This window comes from Shewanella sp. AC91-MNA-CIBAN-0169, assembly GCF_040310165.1.
Lineage (GTDB): Bacteria > Pseudomonadota > Gammaproteobacteria > Enterobacterales > Shewanellaceae > Shewanella.
The window spans coordinates 66,631-83,996 of record NZ_JBEOPM010000010.1 but is presented as its reverse complement, the minus strand read 5'-3'; the positions used below and the strand labels follow the sequence as shown (position 1 = coordinate 83,996).

The 17,366-nt window shown below is 39.9% G+C and carries 19 protein-coding genes; 12 read left to right on the top strand and 7 right to left on the bottom strand.

Features of this window, described 5'->3' with window-relative positions; all coding sequences use genetic code 11:
* Positions 1-202 precede the first annotated feature (202 nt).
* From AAEY98_RS10610 to AAEY98_RS10590, 5 genes are all read left to right on the top strand, one after another.
* Positions 203-1,234 (top strand): Glu/Leu/Phe/Val dehydrogenase dimerization domain-containing protein, encoded by a 1,032-nt coding sequence (locus tag AAEY98_RS10610; protein WP_101086951.1) that lies wholly within the window; start codon positions 203-205, stop codon positions 1,232-1,234.
* 260 nt (positions 1,235-1,494) lie between these two features.
* On the top strand, positions 1,495-2,397 hold the full coding sequence (locus AAEY98_RS10605) for a UDP-2,3-diacylglucosamine diphosphatase (protein ID WP_101086950.1): 903 nt from the start codon (positions 1,495-1,497) through the stop codon (positions 2,395-2,397).
* Positions 2,398-2,410: 13 nt separating this feature from the next.
* Positions 2,411-4,150: a bifunctional ornithine lipid synthase OlsF gene (gene olsF, locus AAEY98_RS10600; RefSeq protein ID WP_351016838.1), complete on the top strand. Its 1,740-nt coding sequence runs from the start codon at positions 2,411-2,413 to the stop codon at positions 4,148-4,150.
* Between the two features lie 106 nt (positions 4,151-4,256).
* Complete coding sequence (locus tag AAEY98_RS10595) at positions 4,257-4,715, top strand: CBS domain-containing protein (protein ID WP_101086948.1); 459 nt, start codon at positions 4,257-4,259, stop codon at positions 4,713-4,715.
* 354 nt (positions 4,716-5,069) lie between these two features.
* Positions 5,070-5,414, top strand: a complete 345-nt coding sequence (locus AAEY98_RS10590) for a hypothetical protein (protein WP_101086947.1) — start codon at positions 5,070-5,072, stop codon at positions 5,412-5,414.
* A gap of 47 nt (positions 5,415-5,461) precedes the next feature.
* Here AAEY98_RS10590 and AAEY98_RS10585 read toward each other — a convergent pair whose 3' ends face one another.
* The gene (locus tag AAEY98_RS10585; RefSeq protein WP_350978062.1) at positions 5,462-6,568 is read right to left on the bottom strand and encodes an energy transducer TonB; all 1,107 of its coding nucleotides are present in this window, start codon (positions 6,566-6,568) and stop codon (positions 5,462-5,464) included.
* 225 nt (positions 6,569-6,793) lie between these two features.
* On the opposite strand from AAEY98_RS10585, the gene AAEY98_RS10580 reads away from it, so the two are divergent.
* Genes AAEY98_RS10580 through AAEY98_RS10565 form a run of 4 tightly spaced genes read left to right on the top strand, consistent with a single transcriptional unit; the run spans position 6,794 to position 9,081 of the window.
* A complete protein-coding gene (locus AAEY98_RS10580) occupies positions 6,794-7,531 on the top strand; it encodes a DUF1538 domain-containing protein (RefSeq protein WP_101086945.1) in 738 nt (245 codons plus the stop codon).
* Positions 7,532-7,555: 24 nt separating this feature from the next.
* Positions 7,556-8,329 (top strand): DUF1538 domain-containing protein, encoded by a 774-nt coding sequence (locus AAEY98_RS10575; RefSeq protein WP_350996900.1) that lies wholly within the window; start codon positions 7,556-7,558, stop codon positions 8,327-8,329.
* A 3-nt stretch (positions 8,330-8,332) separates the two neighbouring features.
* Positions 8,333-8,683 carry a P-II family nitrogen regulator gene (locus tag AAEY98_RS10570; RefSeq protein WP_011637728.1) on the top strand — a complete coding sequence of 117 codons (351 nt, stop codon included), beginning with the start codon at positions 8,333-8,335 and terminating at the stop codon, positions 8,681-8,683.
* Positions 8,680-9,081 carry a CBS domain-containing protein gene (locus AAEY98_RS10565; RefSeq protein ID WP_101086943.1) on the top strand — a complete coding sequence of 134 codons (402 nt, stop codon included), beginning with the start codon at positions 8,680-8,682 and terminating at the stop codon, positions 9,079-9,081. The genes AAEY98_RS10570 and AAEY98_RS10565 overlap by 4 nt, the downstream gene beginning before the upstream one ends.
* Positions 9,082-9,157: 76 nt before the next feature.
* On the opposite strand, the gene AAEY98_RS10560 is transcribed toward AAEY98_RS10565, so the two are convergent.
* Together AAEY98_RS10560 and AAEY98_RS10555 are read right to left on the bottom strand one after the other, a co-directional pair.
* A complete protein-coding gene (locus AAEY98_RS10560) occupies positions 9,158-10,879 on the bottom strand; it encodes a sensor domain-containing diguanylate cyclase (RefSeq protein ID WP_351016835.1) in 1,722 nt (573 codons plus the stop codon).
* Between the two features lie 166 nt (positions 10,880-11,045).
* Positions 11,046-11,915, bottom strand: a complete 870-nt coding sequence (locus AAEY98_RS10555; RefSeq protein WP_101086941.1) for a LysR family transcriptional regulator — start codon at positions 11,913-11,915, stop codon at positions 11,046-11,048.
* A 129-nt stretch (positions 11,916-12,044) separates the two neighbouring features.
* On the opposite strand from AAEY98_RS10555, the gene AAEY98_RS10550 reads away from it, so the two are divergent.
* On the top strand, positions 12,045-12,359 hold the full coding sequence (locus tag AAEY98_RS10550) for a putative quinol monooxygenase (protein ID WP_242445139.1): 315 nt from the start codon (positions 12,045-12,047) through the stop codon (positions 12,357-12,359).
* 3 nt (positions 12,360-12,362) lie between these two features.
* On the top strand, positions 12,363-13,385 hold the full coding sequence (locus AAEY98_RS10545) for a Gfo/Idh/MocA family protein (protein WP_351016832.1): 1,023 nt from the start codon (positions 12,363-12,365) through the stop codon (positions 13,383-13,385).
* Here AAEY98_RS10545 and AAEY98_RS10540 read toward each other — a convergent pair.
* Complete coding sequence (locus AAEY98_RS10540) at positions 13,347-13,751, bottom strand: NUDIX hydrolase (RefSeq protein ID WP_351016830.1); 405 nt, start codon at positions 13,749-13,751, stop codon at positions 13,347-13,349. The two genes, AAEY98_RS10545 and AAEY98_RS10540, sit on opposite strands and share 39 nt — an antisense overlap.
* A gap of 406 nt (positions 13,752-14,157) precedes the next feature.
* Here AAEY98_RS10540 and AAEY98_RS10535 point away from each other — a divergent pair, with 406 nt between their 5' ends.
* Entirely contained in the window at positions 14,158-14,601 is a 444-nt protein-coding gene (locus tag AAEY98_RS10535) for a SirB2 family protein (protein WP_182743910.1), read from the top strand.
* Positions 14,602-15,290: 689 nt separating this feature from the next.
* Here the strand turns inward: AAEY98_RS10535 and AAEY98_RS10530 are convergent.
* From AAEY98_RS10530 to AAEY98_RS10520, 3 genes are all read right to left on the bottom strand, one after another.
* Complete coding sequence (locus AAEY98_RS10530) at positions 15,291-15,776, bottom strand: VOC family protein (protein WP_101086938.1); 486 nt, start codon at positions 15,774-15,776, stop codon at positions 15,291-15,293.
* 375 nt (positions 15,777-16,151) lie between these two features.
* The gene (locus AAEY98_RS10525) at positions 16,152-16,784 is read right to left on the bottom strand and encodes a 3'-5' exonuclease (RefSeq protein WP_351016826.1); all 633 of its coding nucleotides are present in this window, start codon (positions 16,782-16,784) and stop codon (positions 16,152-16,154) included.
* A gap of 148 nt (positions 16,785-16,932) precedes the next feature.
* The gene (locus tag AAEY98_RS10520; RefSeq protein ID WP_101086936.1) at positions 16,933-17,349 is read right to left on the bottom strand and encodes a MarR family winged helix-turn-helix transcriptional regulator; all 417 of its coding nucleotides are present in this window, start codon (positions 17,347-17,349) and stop codon (positions 16,933-16,935) included.
* Between the last annotated feature and the right edge of the window lie 17 nt (positions 17,350-17,366).

The window sequence follows — 17,366 nt, the reverse complement described above, 5'->3', positions numbered from 1 at the left end:
TAAGTTACTTTACGTTTACGTAAGGTGGCAAGCTAAATTTCCACATCAATGACAAAAATAACTAAATCATGCTTTGTTGAGAGTATCGCTAAATGCTATCGTGCTGCAATAAATATAACAAGCAGTCGTTTGCGCCTTTTGTACTCAATTAACAGAAGGTGTGAGAACTTTACTTTAACAAGCTAGCAAGCGGAGATGTCACGTGGCAGTTTTTAATCATGTTTCGTTCGATGAACACGAACAAGTGGTCTTTTGTCATGATAAACAAAGTGGTTTAAAAGCCATAATTGCAGTCCATAACACTAACCTAGGCCCTGCCGTAGGTGGTTGTCGTATGTGGAACTATCAATCGGATGATGAAGCCTTAACAGACGTATTACGTCTTTCTCGTGGAATGACTTATAAAAATGCGTTAGCCGGTCTCACCATGGGTGGCGGTAAAGCAGTGATCATCGCCGATCCTAAAACAACCGACCGCGAAGCGTTATTCCTTGCATTTGGGCGCTTTGTGAACAGTTTAGGTGGCAAATATTATTCTGCAGAAGACGTTGGCGTATCGACATCAGACATCATGATAGCCAGTCGTGAAACTGAATTTGTTGCTGGACTTGAAGGTAAATCAGGCGATCCATCGCCACTTACCGCGTTAGGCACGTACCTTGGCATTAAAGCCGCCGTAAAACATCAACGCGGCATTGATAGCCTAAAGGGAATTAAAGTCTCTGTGCAAGGCGTGGGACACGTTGGTTATTACTTGTGTAAGCATTTACATGATGCAGGCGCTGAACTCATTGTTACCGACATTCATCAAGCCTCGCTTGACCGTGTTGCAACCGAATTTGGTGCAACCGTTGTTGCTCCACAAGATATCTATACCCAGGATGTTGATGTCTATGCGCCTTGTGCATTAGGTGCAACACTTAACGACACAACCTTGCCATTACTAAAAGCGACCATTGTTGCCGGTTGTGCCAATAACCAGTTAGCTGAAGTTCGCCACGGTGAAAAACTCAAGCAAATGGGTATTCTGTACGCGCCAGATTATGTGATTAATGCTGGCGGTATTATCAATGTGTCATTTGAGAAAAACTATGACGCTGCAGCCTCTACCGCCAAGGTTGAGCAGATTTACAATACCCTGCTGACTATTTTTGAACGTGCTGATAGCGAGAACCGCACTACCGGTTCTGTAGCCGATGAAATGGCTAAAGCAATTATTGATGCCGCAAGATAGTTAATCAGCTTGATATTAAGGCTTTTGAATCCCTTAATATAACTTTATAAACATGCATTTATAAAAATCAATTTATAAACATAACTTTATAAAAAAAGCTAAAAGGAAATGCCTGTGCATTTCCTTTTTTATTACTCTTCCCTCCAGATATTGCTGGTGACGGGTTCATCAAGTTGCAACAAATCGTTCACCTTAGCGTCAAATAACTGCCCTACTCTACATCAACACTGACGCAATCTGTGTATTAGGGTGAATGACGGATGATCTCACACAGCAAAAAAAGCAATCAACAACGGCAACCTTTATCTCACTTAACGCATAGTGACAAAATTCAGCATTTTCATGCGTTGTGGATATCGGATGTTCATCTAGGCAGCATTGATTGTAAAGCAGACTTTTTATTACATTTCCTCAATCATAGCCAATGCCAATACTTGTATTTAGTCGGTGACATTGTCGATATCTGGGCACTGAAAAAACGTGTTTATTGGCCCGACAGCCACAATAAAGTGATACAAAAAATCCTCGAACTGGCCAGTAGTGGCACCCAAGTTATTTACATACCAGGTAATCATGATGAGGCTTTCAAAGATTATGCCGACAGTCATTTCAGAGGTATTACCCTCGTTAAACAGCATATTCATCAGTCTCTGAGTGGTAAACGTTTTTTAATACTTCATGGCGATCAATTTGACTCACAAGTATGTGTTAGTCGTACCTACGCAAAATTAGGCGACCATTTATATGATGTGTTGTTGTGGCTAAATCGTCAGTTACACAGAGTAAGAAGCCGCCTAGGATATCCATATTGGTCACTAGCCAGCTACATAAAACTCCGCGTCAACAAAGCTCAGCAAGCCATTAACCAATACCGAGATGCCGTACTGCGCTATGCCATTAAAAAACAAGTCGACATGGTGATATGTGGCCATATTCATCAGCCAGAATTATCACAGCATACGATTAATAACCACATCATCACTTACGCAAATGATGGTGATTGGGTTGAAAATTGTACTCTCATAGCAGAGACAGAATCTGGAGATGTGCAGTTGCTTAAGTGGGATGAACAAACGTTGCAAGCTACAGCAGTAAACACGATTGATTTTGGCAGTTCAGAGGCTACATCAATCATCACGCCCCAAAAACAGCACGTTGCATAAATAAGGCTAAAATATGATATTTACTGTTGATAATATGGTCGAAAAAAACCTGCCAAATGTGCATAACAAGCCTTGGTTAGCCGTGCCGACTAAAGCCATGTTGCGCTACTTGCTTCATGAAAAGCAGTGTAATGACATTGCCAACGAACATGCGCATTTATCCGGGGTCGATTTTGTTGAACAAATTCTTGCCTGTTTGAATTTCAGTTACAGCGTCCCCAATAACGAAATTGAAAATATTCCCATTGAAGGCCGAGTGGTGATCTACGCCAATCACCCTATCGGTTCACTTGATGCGCTGGCATTAATCAAACTGATTAGTCAGGTGAGACCAGACATCAAGGTCGTTGCCAATGAATTACTAATGGCCATTAAACCGCTTCATTCCATTTTATTGCCAGTACGTAACATGACTGGTGGAACACCGAAACAACACTTAAATGAAATTCATCATCACCTCAAAAATGAAGGCGCGATATTGATTTTCCCCTCGGGTGAAGTGTCACGTTTACGCCCAACAGGGGTTACTGACTTACATTGGCACAGCGGCTTTTTAAAAATGGCTCGCGCCTGTAATGCCCCCCTTTTACCGATGTTCGTTGACGCAAAAAACTCTGCTACGTTTTATGGCGCCTCAATGATTTACAAGCCATTGGCAACGCTATTACTGATTAAAGAAATGTTCAAACAAATGGATCATGTGATGCCGGTGCGAATTGGCCAATTGATTGCAAAAGAAGTGGTCAGCACTCAAGATTTTCCGCTTAAAACCAAAGTGAATTTGCTTAAAAATCATTTATACCGCATAGGTAAAAATCGCAGTCCATTATTTATCACCCAAAATGCCATTGCCCATCCAGAAAAACGCTGTGAATTACAACAAGCTTTACAACAATGCGAATTGCTCGGTAAAACCCAAGACAATAAACAAATCTATTTGTATAAGCATACTCAAAGCAGTGCAGTTATGCGTGAGATTGGCCGGCTTCGTGAAATCGCCTTCAGAGCCGTGGGCGAAGGTACCGGTAAACGTCGCGATACCGATAAATATGATAATCACTATTTTCATTTAGTGTTATGGGATAAAGACGAATTAGAGATTGTGGGTGCCTATCGTTTTGCCAGTGCCAAAATGCTCCACGAATCCATTGGTGAAAATGCGCTGTATAGCCAATCACTATTTGAATACCACGATGCGTTTGCTCCCTATTTTGACCAAGGACTCGAACTTGGCCGCAGCTTTGTCCAACCTAAATATTGGGGCCGCCGTAGTTTAGAATATTTGTGGCAAGGTATTGGTGCGTTTTTAATTAAAAACCCACAGTATCGTTACCTCTTTGGGCCCGTGTCGCTAAGCGATAGTCTACCTGTTCCCGCCAAAGAGATGCTGGTGTTTTTTTACCAACATCATTTTGCCACCAAACACGTTTTAGCGACTTCATTTAATTCATATCAATTCACCGACGAACGTCAGCATCAATTGCATCAGTTATTTAATGGCGATGACTATGCTGAGAACTTTAAAATACTCAAACGGACGCTATCGAATATGGGTGTATCAGTACCGACGTTATTTAAGCAATATGGCGAATTGTGCGACAACAATGGCGTACAGTTTCTCGACTTTGGTATTGATGCAGAGTTTGGTGACTGTATCGATGGTTTAGTGTTAGTCGATATTCATCAGTTAAAGCCGATAAAATATCAAAAATACTTGGCTGGTCATTTACCTGAAAACAAAATTGCATCTTGACCAGATACAAGCTTATAACGTGATTAAGTCGTTGTCATTGGCCGTTAAATGATTGTTACACTGATATTTATCTGATATAAAAGAATAAATACGTGGAGAATCGCTTATGACAACTGCTACTGAATTGTTGACAGAGACATTACCTGATAACCCGACTAAACATCTCTGTGTCGCGGACATCATGACTACGCGAGTGGTTACCATAGAGATGGATGACCGGCTGACACTGGCAAAAGAAATTTTTGACAATGTCAGCTTTCATCATCTACTCGTGGTTGATAACGAGCAATTGAGTGGCATATTGTCTCATCGGGACTTTCTACGGGCGCTCAGTCCTAATATCGGTACCGCTGCTGAATTAATTCGGGACACTGAAACCCTGCATAAAAGGGTTCATCAAGTCATGACTCACAATCCATTCACTATCGCCCCTCATTGCGATATCAACCAAGCAACCAGACTTATTTTAGACCACGATATAGGGTGTTTACCGGTATTAGACAACAACACCATCGTGGGCATTATTACTTGGAAAGATCTATTGAAGGCCTATTACGTGAAGTAAATGGTCTGCTTTTCATCTATTTAATCGTTAACAAAAAATAGTCTGCCTGTTACTACTGTATTTTTGAACTGTTCTTTTGATCTGTTCTTTTGATCGAATACTCATGTATAAGTTCCGTATATTATCCGTATATTCCGACATACAACCCTGCTTCATTTATCATCAACCGCTAATATTTAAATGCCGAAAAATCATATTTTGGCAATAGCTCTTCCAAAAAATAAATATTACTAAGCTTGCCAACTAGATAGCTTCATTTCGTAAATTGTTCATATTTATATGCTGGAAAATGTCACATTACTCTGCTTTTATTAGACACAGGGCTCGTGGCTATCATGTGATAAGGACAGCATTATGATTAAGTTTACATACCACCTCAATCAAGACAACATTGAGTTGCAAGCGAGTAATTGGTGCGGACTAGAACGAGTATTTATTAATGGCAAAGTGGTGTCACGCAAGTTCAACTTTGGTTTACAAAGCATGCATGATGTACTGCTTAATAATGGCAAAAAGTGTCGTTTTCAATTAATAGTCGATCCACAAACAGAATTAGTCTCTTGCCGTATTTACAAACAAAACCAATTGGTGACTATTTTAAATCAAGGTAAAAAACAGCTACAAAAAAGCCAGTTCCTAATCGAAACTAGCTTCGTTGTTGTATGTGTTGGCATGCTCAGCTTGTATTGGTTAACTTAAGTTAAACATAACCAATGAGATTGGTATAACACAAGCTGGCTTAGGTATTAACCTATGGTGAAATCAAGCTGAACGGTAGATTTTGCTTCTGTTGGCTTACCATCAACAAATTTAGGCGCATAACGCCATTGACTAAGCGCTTCTATCGATTCTTTTTCAAACTGGGTGCCACCTTTAGAGTCAATGATCTCAGGTGATTTAACAAAACCATTTTCATCAACTGTAAACTCAACTTGCACCCAACCAGATTTTCTTCTTTGGGCATATGATTGCGGGTATTTTGGTGGTTTTCTAAATAACGGGGTTTGTTCTTGTTGGTCATTCCATGGCGTCATTTTACCAATCGCAATACAATGCTCAGTGGCTTTATCTCCTAGGCCTTTTTGCTCATACAGTTTCACTAACAAGGCATGCGCACGAAGTTCATAAGGATGACTATAAGGTAATGCCTGATATTGTTTGATAACTTCAACTAAATTTGTAATTGCTTGACTTGGCTTACCCATGGAATCATATAACGCAGCAACGAGGTAAGTAGCATCAACTCGTTTAATGGCATCTTCTGGTAACTTACTGGTATAAATATCGTAAGCGTCAAACGCCAAAGTTCTCACTGTGCGGGTATAATACTCGGTATGCGATAAGCGATGAAACGTAATGAGTTTTACTTCGGCAACCGTTAACTCATTGTCAGCTTTTTCTGCAATCTCTATTGCTTCAAATAATAACGTTTTCGCGTATTTATCATCTGTTGTCGATTCAGCTAACCCAATCAAAGGATCGATTAACTCGATACCATTATCGGTCACGTTTTCACGGTATACAGCTAATGCAGAAGTAAATAATTGATGCGCCTTAAGCGTCGCGTCATCTTCAATAACACGGCCTTGATTCTTTTTCTTAGGTTCAACCATTACCGCATTTGCATAATTAATGGCTAACTTAGCGCTATCAAAGCTGTCTTGACCGAATTTAATTTGACCTAACTCATAGGCTTGCTGCGCATATTTCAGCGTATCTTGGTTGTTGTGGTTTTCAACAGAAACATTGTATTGCTGGTAAGCGTGTGAAAAAGCTTCTGTGTTTGCTGGTTCAGCATAAGCAAATTGGCTCATAAAAGCCGCTGCTATCGATAAGCGTAAAAGTGTCTTCATAACGTTCTAAATCCTTTTTGATTTTATCCTTAACCTTTTCTCGCACTTCGAAAAATACTGGTCGAGTAATATTTTAATAAACAGCCCTCCACTTTTACCCATTTTTATGACCTACGTCAACTTACTGCAAATAATTGTAAACAATATGTTGTGAAATATTGTTCCATAGGCACACTAATTTAGTTGCTGGCTATTTATGTCAGCGAAACCATTACAGGAGCTAAGATGTCAGCCATCATCAAATTGCTCCAAGCGATGTTAAGCAGCTTCAAAGACCTTATTCCTATTATCTTAGTGGTCAGTTTTTTTGAAATATTTGTGCTTCATCAAGCGCCTGCACAACTTGGATCTATTCTTGTGGGTGTGGTGTTTATTGTATTGGGACTGACCTTTTTTGTATTTGGTTTGGAAATGGGTTTATTTCCGATTGGCGAATCACTGGCTGAAGCATTAGCACGAAAAGGCAGTGTATTTTGGTTAGTTATTTTCTCATTCTCGTTAGGTTTTGGCACCACATTAGCAGAACCTGCTCTTACGGCTGTTGCAAACGAAGCAGCGCAGGTTGCCGCGAATGCTGGTGCGATAGAGTCAAACCAACAAGCCATGAGTTCCTATGCAATGGGCTTACGATTAACCGTCGCTATCTCGGTTGGTCTGGCCATTTTACTTGGGGTCATTCGTATTCTTAAGGGATGGCCAATCCATTACCTCATTATTGGCGGTTACGTGTTGGTGATGATCCTCACCAGCTTTGCACCAGCCAACATTATTGGTATCGCTTATGATTCTGGTGGCGTCACCACATCGACCATTACTGTGCCTTTAGTCACTGCACTAGGGGTTGGCCTGGCAAGCGTCATTAAAGGTCGTAATCCGATGGTAGATGGCTTTGGATTAATTGCTTTTGCAAGCCTTAGTCCAATGATTTTTGTATTGCTATACGGCATGGTGTTTTTGCAGTGATCGCTATCGCCAATAAAATGAGGAGTGGTTTTGCTCAATGAACTGATTAGCACTTTATTACTGACTGCTCGTGATGTCATACCTATTGCGATAATTCTATTTGGCTTTCAGCTGGGCGTGCTTAAACGCCCAATAAACCAATGGCGTAAAGTATTGCTTGGATTTTTTTATGTGATTATCGGCCTCACCTTCTTTCTCGTGGGCTTACAATTGGCGCTATTCCCTATCGGTGAGAGCATGGCCAATCAATTGACCACCAGCGAGTTTTTACACCCTGATGGTGGCAATGAGCCGTATATTTGGCAAGACTACTTTTGGGTTTATGTGTTTGCCGCCGCAATCGGTTTTAGCACCACCATCGCAGAACCGTCATTAATCGCAGTGGCCATCAAAGCCAACCAAGTCTCTGGTGGCACCATTGGCATTCAAGGTCTGCGAATGTCAGTGGCATTTGGCGTGGCGATTGGGATTACGTTAGGCTGTTTTCGTATTGTGGTTGGTGATCCCATTCACTATTACATTATGGCCGGCTATGTTGTGGTGGTCATTCAAACCTTTTATGCCCCCAAAATGATTGTCCCTTTAGCTTATGACTCTGGTGGCGTAACCACCTCAACGGTAACGGTTCCATTAGTCGCGGCATTAGGACTTGGACTGGCCACCAATGTTGAAGGCCGTAATCCATTAATTGATGGCTTTGGCTTGATTGCCTTTGCCAGTTTATTTCCGATGATCACTGTAATGGGGTACGCCCAAGCGGTTGACTATTTATCCAAACGAAAAGCCACTAAGGAGTAACCTATGCGCTTTAAATTAATTGTCGCCTTTGTCGACGATGACTGTACCGATAAGGTACTTGATGCAGCGCGTGTTGCAGGTGCAACGGGTGCCACGGTAATTAATCATGCTCGCGGTGAAGGCTTAGAAAAAAAGAAAACCTTTATGGGGCTTACCTTAGATGTTCAGCGTGATGTGATTTTATGGTTGGTAGAAGAACACATGAGCCGCAACATTCTCGAAACCATTTCAAATGTAGGTGAATTTGACACTAATTCAGGCAAAGGTATTGCGATACAAATTGATGTTGAGGATGCCGTTGGTGTGGCCCATCAGGTTCAAAAGTTGAGTAAAGACATTGAGGATCAAATATGAGTAGCACAACCCCTATACGTAACCGCGACGTCATGAATAACCAGTACGTCATGGTTGATGGTATGCACACAGTGGCCGAAGCGATCCAAGAAGCCATTAGCAATAACGTGAATATATTAGTGGTAAATAAACGCAATGAGCATGACGAATTCGGCATGGTACTCATGAGCGATATCGCCCGCAAAGTGTTAGCCAAAGACAAGTCACCAGAGCGTACCAACATTTACGAAATCATGATAAAGCCAGTGCTCTCATTGTCTGCTGATATGGACGTACGCTACACGGCTCGACTTTTTGAACGTTTTAATATCAATAAAGCGCCGGTGATTGAAGCGGGTGAGATTTTAGGTTTTGTCACTTATGACAATATTGTACTTAAGGGCATGATTAAAAAATAATATCAATATACTACAGCGGGGCATTTTAGCATGATGAAGCGGAACAGACTTCATGATCAGTGAGCCTAACCGCAACCTAACTGATTGGCTGACTTTGCCCTACAACTCGATCTATGCTTGTTAAATTTTCCGGTATTTCACAGACAATATTACGTCCACTATTTTTAGCTCTGTATAATGCTATATCGGCAATTTTGGTGAGGTCTTCTAATTTTGTCATTTGATTATTACACTCTGCAACACCAAAGCTTGCGGTTATTGATAACGAACAGCCATCATGTAACACAACCATTTTTTCAATTTTTTTACGAATAAAATTAGCCAGTTGAATAGCCGCTAATTTGTCGGTATTAGGTAAAAAAATAATAAACTCTTCTCCACCCCAACGCGCTAACACGTCACTATTTCTAATATGTTGCTTTAGTGTATCAGCAATACTTTTAAGGGTGGCATCACCTACAGCATGACCATAATCATCGTTTATTGTTTTAAACCAATCGATATCTAACAGGATCATTGAAAATGTTTTTTGTTCTCTCATGCCAAGATCCCACAGAGGACTGGCATTGACAATAAAAGCACGACGATTATATAACCCGGTTAAATGATCTACTTGCGCGATGACTTCGGCTGTAATCCGCGCTTTATCAACTTGTTTTAAATTAAACGCTAACGCCAAGGCTAAAATAAACATTTCAATCAGCATGCCTACTTCAATACTGTGAAATAACATCGTGTTATACGGAATAGCACCCCAAGTTGTTGCGGCAGAAAGGGCTGCACCACCCGCACCTAAAAATACCGCAGGGATAAAAAATTTGACCATTGCATGGCCATTTCTTAAGGCTAAAAAACCTAAGCTAATAAAAATAACGACTAATAATGAAGTCAATGCCACACCAACATTAACGGCGAGTAATTGATCTGCGTATATAAACAGCGACACAACTAACAACACCAGACAGGCGTATATCGTTTTATTAAAACGATATACGTTAGGTAAATAGACTTTTAATTTAAGGAACTCAAAGCAAAACGCGATACCGAAAATGATGTAACAATATAAAAAAAGTATCATTGCCCAGCGCTGCACAAACAAATTTTCTGGCCAGATAACTTTAAAACCATGGCCCGTGTAAGCGATATTTAAACTTAAAAATGACAATAAATACAAAGAATAATATATATAGCTACTGTCTTTTAAGCTTACAGAAAGCACAATGTTATAAACGAATAAGATAAAAAAAGCGCCGTATAAAAAACCATAAAAATAATTCGTCACTTCTAAATTACTTTGAATGATTTCTTCGGTCGTTAAATACAGTGGGATCAACAAAGGGTCTTTTGACTCAAACCGCATTAACACCTGAGTTATACCGGGTTTAAATACATGCGGTTGAGCTACCATTCGAGTTTGATTTGTTCGCAGGCTAAAGGGGATGGCGTCACCCGTAAATGCTTTTTCTATTACCTGACTCTGTCGAATAAAATAGAAATCAGCGTGATCTAACCAAGCTGAGTCGAGATAAAAAAACTTTTTTAGTGGTTTTTTTGTTGAATTATTAATCAACGCAGACACCCAAAGTACATCATGAGTAAAACCAAAACTGACTTTTCCGTCAAGATTTGGAGCAAACTGTCCTTGCTGGTATTGGATAAACGCATTCTCAAACGAAACATCATCACTCGCAACCTGCAGAATACTGACGTGTTCGTTAATGAATAACTCTTCAACAACATCTGATAATTCAATAGGTTTACTTGTAACGTGAAAACTATAAAAGAATAAAAAGATCATTAAGAAGCGAATAGTAAATACTCAATCGAATTGTTTGATATTAGATTAGCCTCTGATGTACTTTTTGTCTAACAAACAGGCAACATCAAACATATTTTTGTTCGATCTTATAAACAATATTAATACGATTAATAATGCCATTAAAGCAGCCATTAGATACCAACCGTTAGGCTAATTGCTCCACAATAAAATCAATTAATGCTCTGGTTTTAAGCGGCAGGTTTTTGTCTTTATACAGTAAGTGAATTGGCATGGCTTCTGGCGGGATTAAACAATCAATATTCACCAGTAAGCCCGCAGCTATCGCCTCACTCACGACAATAGTCGGTTGTAAAATAACCCCTAAGCCATCAATGGCTGCCCGGGTGAGTACCACACCGCTGTTTGATAATAATCTGAAATGACGTTTACCAAAAATTTGTTGATGTGCAATAGACAATGACCCATTGGTAGAATAGCTGAAGCCCAGACACTGATGGTGGCGTAAATCGTCACGCGATTGTATTACTGGATGTTGTGCTAAGTACTGCGATGACGCACAAAATTGCATTTCATAATTCATAATATGGCGTCCAATTAACGCCGAATCATCCAACGCACCTATTCTCACCACTAAATCCACATTATTGTGAATAGGATCGATGAGATGATTATCAAGGCGTAATTCCACATCAATTTGAGGATATTGCAGTAAAAATTGATTCACTATCGGTGCTAACACGGTATTACCAAAGCTGACAGGCGCATTAATTCTAATACTACCTCGCGGCGTGCCTGTCATCGTCTGTAAGGTATTTTCAGCTTCTGTAATAGACGCTAAAATCGTTTTACATTCTTGATAATACACTAACCCAGACTCAGTGAGTTCTTGCTGGCGGGTGGTACGGTTAATCAGCTTAATTCCAAGGTAGGCCTCTAACTGATTAATGTGTTTACTGACCATAGTCCGGCTGATATTAAATTTATGCGCAGCTGTGCCATAGTTGCCCTGCTCAGCCACATGACTAAACACCTGCATCGCGGTTAATTTATCCACTGAATATCCCTAATCCTGCATCAAACCAGTGTTAATTATAAACCTATGGTGTTTTCTGTAAACACCATCAAACCATTTTGCCTTGCGCCGAACTGGTTTACGATGACCCATTATTATTAAGGGGTCGATATGGATAACAAACTGGATCAACAAGGCGTGTTCATCACCGCCGAAATTCACATTAAAGACCAAGTGCCATTAGCACAGGGAATCGCAGCTGTCCGTCAATTTTGTGTGGATATGAATAGCGAACCAGGCTGTTCGCTTGCAATGGCGCTGCAAAATAAAACGAACCCTAAACAGTTTGTTTTTTGGGAACGTTATGATGACCAAGCTGCGTTTGATGCCCACTTTGCAGCCGATCATACCCAAGCATTTATCAAATCGGCATTAACCGATCTACAGCAAGCGTTTGACTATCAACTATTAACCACTGAGGGATAATGAATGTCTGGATCAATTAAGTGGGCAATATTAGGCACCAGTTTTATCTCTGGTGTAATGGCCGATGCGATTAAAGCACAAGGTCAAAGTACAATTTATGGCGTTGCAGGGCGCAACACCACAACATTGGCAGAGTTTGCGAATCAGTATCAAATTCCACATCAATTTACTAATTTTGATGCGTTAATCAACAACCCTGAAGTCGATGTTATATACATTGCCCTGCCAAATCACTTACATCATGAATACGTGGTAAAAGCTGCTGATGCTGGCAAAGCGATTTTATGTGAAAAATCACTGTCCGTAGATATGCCAAAAACCATCGAAAGTCTTGCGGCAGTAGCTCAAAACAAGGTGTTTTTCCTTGAAGGCTTAATGTATTTAGCTCACCCATTTATGCAACAGCTAAGCAAAACGCTAGCAAGTGGTGTAATAGGTGAAGTTAAAAGTATCCGCGGCCAATATTGCGCTGCCATTAGCCAGTTTGTTAACCCTGCCAGCCTTGGGGCATTATTTAACCTAGGTTGTTACCCTGCATCATTAATGCAGCTAGTGATGCAGCAACAATTTGGCACCGAGCTGAGCCAGCAATACCACATAGAAGCGACCGGAAGACGTGGTCAAGACAGTAATATTTGCGAATCGACTGCCATCGTCAGTTACAGCAATGGCGTGCAATGTCATCTTCACACCGCTGAAGACTATGGTCTGCACGCAGGCTTTACTATCTTGGGCAGCTTAGGATGTATTGAGTTCACCTCAAACCCTTGGTTACCAGCATCTCAGGGTAATCATTTTACCGTTAGGTTATATGAACAAGATGTTGAAGTAGTAGACGTTGAAGCCAAAGGCAATGGTTTTTACTATCAAGTAGAAGCAGTGCTTAACGCATTAGACAATAAGCAATACACAGTACCAAGACCCTTAGTACAGCTCAGTGACTCTGTGGATGTCATGCAAATGCTAACAACATGGCATAACGCCGCGTTAGAAAGCTGCGCTGCGAACCACACCACTGAACGATAAACACTCGTTCACCCGCTGTTGCTGAATCGTCGATAATTCAGCAACAGCAACGTAAGCATATTCGCTGTGTTCATCACTAAGCTGTATTTGCGCGCATTGCGGTAACTGACAACGAAAGATAAACGCTTGCGACTGATATGCACTGTGAAAATACACTCCAGACAGATATTGCACATCAACCTCACAACCCAACTCCTCTAAACATTCTCGCTGTAATGCCTGATGAATCGTTTCATTAGGGTCAAGTCCACCACCCGGCAAGCCCCAATTTTTGTCAGCATAATTGGCTTTTAACAACAGCACTTGCCCATCGTCATTGGTGATAACAGCGTGGGAACTGAGTCTAAATAAATCATTAAATGCCATGATGATTTTCCATTTTAAATTAGTTGTGATTGCTATGATGATTACTACACTCAAACAATCGCATTAGACTTTTATCTATCGTTCAGAATACGACATCAAATCAACTCTACTCTACTCAATAAGTAATTGAGAACATAGTAATATAGATAAAAACAACTAACATTTATGAAAGAAATTCTATTCTAAACATACACATATTCGATACTCATGGTATGTTGATTAGGACAAGTCAACCTGATTAATCTTAAGTTCAGTATTTTGCGTAATCATATGGCATTAATTTTAATTAAAAAGGTAAAGATGCTTAAAAAGTCGCTACCTTACTAACGCTTGTTTGTTACAAGGTTTGCTTTAAATTAGAGGCGGTATAAGTCTTAAATGAAAATTACTTTTAGGAAACAACAATATGTACATGATAGTTAAGCACACTCATCTAACAATAATTGCGATTACGTTTATATTTTTTATGATTAACTTTGTGTTAACGATGAAAGGGTCTGACAAGGTCAATCATAAATTACTAAAAATCGGGCCGCATGTTTTATATACTCTCTTTATCTGCACCTTTATTTATCTGGTTGTAGCAAATCCACTTAACCTGTACCCCTTTGTGAATGGTTGGGCTTCATCTAAATTAGGTGGTTTCGTACTGTATGTGCTCTCTATTACTTTTGCACTTAAGTGGGCCAAGTCAACACCGTGGCGTATTGTCGGCTTACTGAGCACAATCTTTTGGTTAGCAATGACTGCACGACTTGGTTTTGCCGACCATCTTAAATCAAAAGGAATTGAAGAAGGTGCTAATGTTTTTTATGACTTAGGCCAGTCTATGCTAACTGCTATTTGCTAAGCTGTTTTGATTAAAGTGGTTAATTAATTTTAGCCACTATTAATAAGACAAATGCTTATGCGCTCGGTGTTTATTCATTAGGCCGATTTAAGATGTTTATAATAATTAGTCACTTGTTTTAGGCATGAGTGTGTCACGTCTACGCAAGTATTTAGGACAACTGTGGGCTTCCTCTTAGTCTGGTGTGGGTGAAGCGCCACGGCGATAGTGATAGCAGGCCATAGTCCAAACACGTTTAGGGACATAAATGTGTCAGCCATCAAACTCAGAATTGCACATAAACGAGTTAGTTTGCTTGACTTAGAAATGGACAAATTCAACTGTGAATTTAAGGACGTTGAAGACTCTTTACAATAGAATGCATGAGCCGGACAGGCCTTTCTCGCACATCTGACCTATATGGATATTGGAAATGTCGTTATGATATCGGAAACATCATTGACCCTGTGCTTCAAGGCATCCTGCGTATCAGAGTCAGGCTAGCTTTCGTTGGCCATGTTAGTTTTCGGTTTATATGCGATGAGAAGCTAAGCATTACCTTAATTAAGCTTTACCACTTGTTTGATGGGTTAATGTGAACGGAGTTTCTAATCCTGAAATACTCCAATGTAGCCTAGAAAATTTACCGCCAGACATAAAAAAGCTACCTTTTGGTAACTTTTTCATGTTGCGCAGAGAAGCTTAAAAAATTACTCGTAATCAGTAGAATAAGTTTCTTCATAGGTGTGCGAGTAAAGTTCAAACAAGTTACCAAACGGATCTTCTAAGTACACCATTTGGGTTAGATTGTTGTCGTCTTCTGGGTGGTAGCGCATGATATCCATACGAGCTTTACCGCCATATTGCACAGTACGTGCAATTGCCCCCTCAAAATCATCTGTTTGCAAACAAAAGTGGAAGATACCAAGACGGGTGAAATCAACTTCATGACGTTCTTGACGATCTTTCATTTCAAACATCTCAACACCAATACCGTCAGTCGTGACTAAATGTGCAATGTTAAAGCCTTTGAAGCCTTCACCAAATACTGCCACACACATTCTGCCAATAGCAGTTTCACGTTCTTCTTGAACCTTAGTGTTACCCATTACCACTCTTAGACCCAGCGCTTTAGTATAAAACTCAACCGCTTTATCCATGTCGCCAACCATCAAACCTACGTGATTCATTTTCATAACTTACCCCTAAAAACTATTGATTGATTCGTCATTTGTTTCGATGGAGTAATCTTACAGTGAACTAATAATAAATAAAAATTATCAAATATTATCAAATTAATAACTAAAATTTATGACAATTGATTGGTCAAAAAAGTAAGTTTTATCAAGTAATGGCTTAGCCAGAGTTAATATGACAGATTCAGCACAGCAAAGAAGCTTGAAAGCAATCAAGTAGAAATCAAATAGCAGGTTTTATAAATGAGTAGGTAAGCGCAGAGCCAAAGCGGACAGTTTATAAGCACCTAACTCATCGCGATCAGCTATATTCACTTGGCCAAATAACTGTATATTGTCTATTGATTGGTGAGAGACTCACATGCTTTAGGGAGATTAATGGCTCTGTCTTTCTATTTCTAGTTCAATTTCTAGTTCTATTAATAGTGCGGTATGAGCATCATTTGCTGCGTATTTTTTTTGATGATCGTGTAGAGGAAATATTGACCAATTTGATTGTTGTGCGCTCTTTGAGAGCCGTTGATTAAAAAATATCGCAACCGCAACTCTAGCGCCAACGCGTTCTTTAATTTGCGTAAAACGCATCACTTTTGAAGATAGTTCTTCTGTATTGACTAATTTAATTCCAAATTTTCTAAAAAGAATTTTTTTATCTTCTTTCAACCCAAAACCTACCTTCCTTATTGTTGGGTCAGATAATATTTCTGCGATTGCAGTAAAGTTTTCATAAAATTTAGTAGGAAATAAGAATACTTTAGATTTTGTGGCTAGCTGAATTAGATGAGGTCCATCACTGACCTCACCTTTTATAAAACAAGGTTTACTCTCTGTGTCAAACCCTAAACAAGAGTGTGTTCTTAACTCCGCTATTGCACTTATCGAGTCTGCTTTGTTTGTGACAACGATTATATTATCTAGACTAATACCATTATAAATGGGTAAATCACGAATTTGTTCCTTTGTTGGCCTTTCCATTGGATCCTTATTTTCCAGAGAGTCAGTATTCATTGTGCTATTTACAAGGCATAAATCGCTTCTTGGATTTGCCCGATGCCACATCCAAATTATTAGGTAACGGTTTACTTAACCTGCTTACTTTACACGACAAATTGCATGATCTTAGACCATAAAGAGCGCTAGTCACCGTTAAAAATTATTAACTAAACTGATTCACTTTATTCAACAGCCGCATAAACTCATCTTGCTCGTCATCAGCTAATGCCGCTAAAAAACGTTGATTGACCCACTCAGCTTCATGAATTAAATCTTGTTGAAGCGCTTTACCGTTGTCGGTTAAAAATATTTGGAATGCGCGGCGGTTATCCGCTTCTTGATGACGGGTGATAAATCCCTGGACTTGCAGATGGTCCAGCAGACGAGTCATGGTGTAATTAGCCACATCACAACGTTTAGATAACTCAGTTTGGCTTAAACCTTCTTCTTGCCATAAGGTAAATAATACCGGCCAAAGTTTACTGTCTAAGTCGTAGCGCTTTAAGCGCGTATCAATTTCTTGCTGCAAGGCAATATTAAGATGAGAAATCAGGTAACTTAAACTTTCAAAGCGTTTCAAATGATACCTCCTACATC

Excerpts from the sequence above, each read along its gene's own strand:
- AAEY98_RS10605 (WP_101086950.1), top strand. The coding sequence starts at position 1,495 with ATGATCTCACACAGCAAAAAAAGCAATCAACAACGGCAACCTTTATCT.
- olsF (WP_351016838.1), top strand. The coding sequence starts at position 2,411 with ATGATATTTACTGTTGATAATATGGTCGAAAAAAACCTGCCAAATGTG.
- AAEY98_RS10595 (WP_101086948.1), top strand. The coding sequence starts at position 4,257 with ATGACAACTGCTACTGAATTGTTGACAGAGACATTACCTGATAACCCG.
- AAEY98_RS10590 (WP_101086947.1), top strand. The coding sequence starts at position 5,070 with ATGATTAAGTTTACATACCACCTCAATCAAGACAACATTGAGTTGCAA.
- AAEY98_RS10585 (WP_350978062.1), bottom strand. The coding sequence starts at position 6,568 with ATGAAGACACTTTTACGCTTATCGATAGCAGCGGCTTTTATGAGCCAA.
- AAEY98_RS10580 (WP_101086945.1), top strand. The coding sequence starts at position 6,794 with ATGTCAGCCATCATCAAATTGCTCCAAGCGATGTTAAGCAGCTTCAAA.
- AAEY98_RS10570 (WP_011637728.1), top strand. The coding sequence starts at position 8,333 with ATGCGCTTTAAATTAATTGTCGCCTTTGTCGACGATGACTGTACCGAT.
- AAEY98_RS10565 (WP_101086943.1), top strand. The coding sequence starts at position 8,680 with ATGAGTAGCACAACCCCTATACGTAACCGCGACGTCATGAATAACCAG.
- AAEY98_RS10560 (WP_351016835.1), bottom strand. The coding sequence starts at position 10,879 with ATGATCTTTTTATTCTTTTATAGTTTTCACGTTACAAGTAAACCTATT.
- AAEY98_RS10550 (WP_242445139.1), top strand. The coding sequence starts at position 12,045 with ATGGATAACAAACTGGATCAACAAGGCGTGTTCATCACCGCCGAAATT.
- AAEY98_RS10545 (WP_351016832.1), top strand. The coding sequence starts at position 12,363 with ATGTCTGGATCAATTAAGTGGGCAATATTAGGCACCAGTTTTATCTCT.
- AAEY98_RS10540 (WP_351016830.1), bottom strand. The coding sequence starts at position 13,751 with ATGGCATTTAATGATTTATTTAGACTCAGTTCCCACGCTGTTATCACC.
- AAEY98_RS10535 (WP_182743910.1), top strand. The coding sequence starts at position 14,158 with ATGTACATGATAGTTAAGCACACTCATCTAACAATAATTGCGATTACG.
- AAEY98_RS10530 (WP_101086938.1), bottom strand. The coding sequence starts at position 15,776 with ATGAAAATGAATCACGTAGGTTTGATGGTTGGCGACATGGATAAAGCG.
- AAEY98_RS10525 (WP_351016826.1), bottom strand. The coding sequence starts at position 16,784 with ATGAATACTGACTCTCTGGAAAATAAGGATCCAATGGAAAGGCCAACA.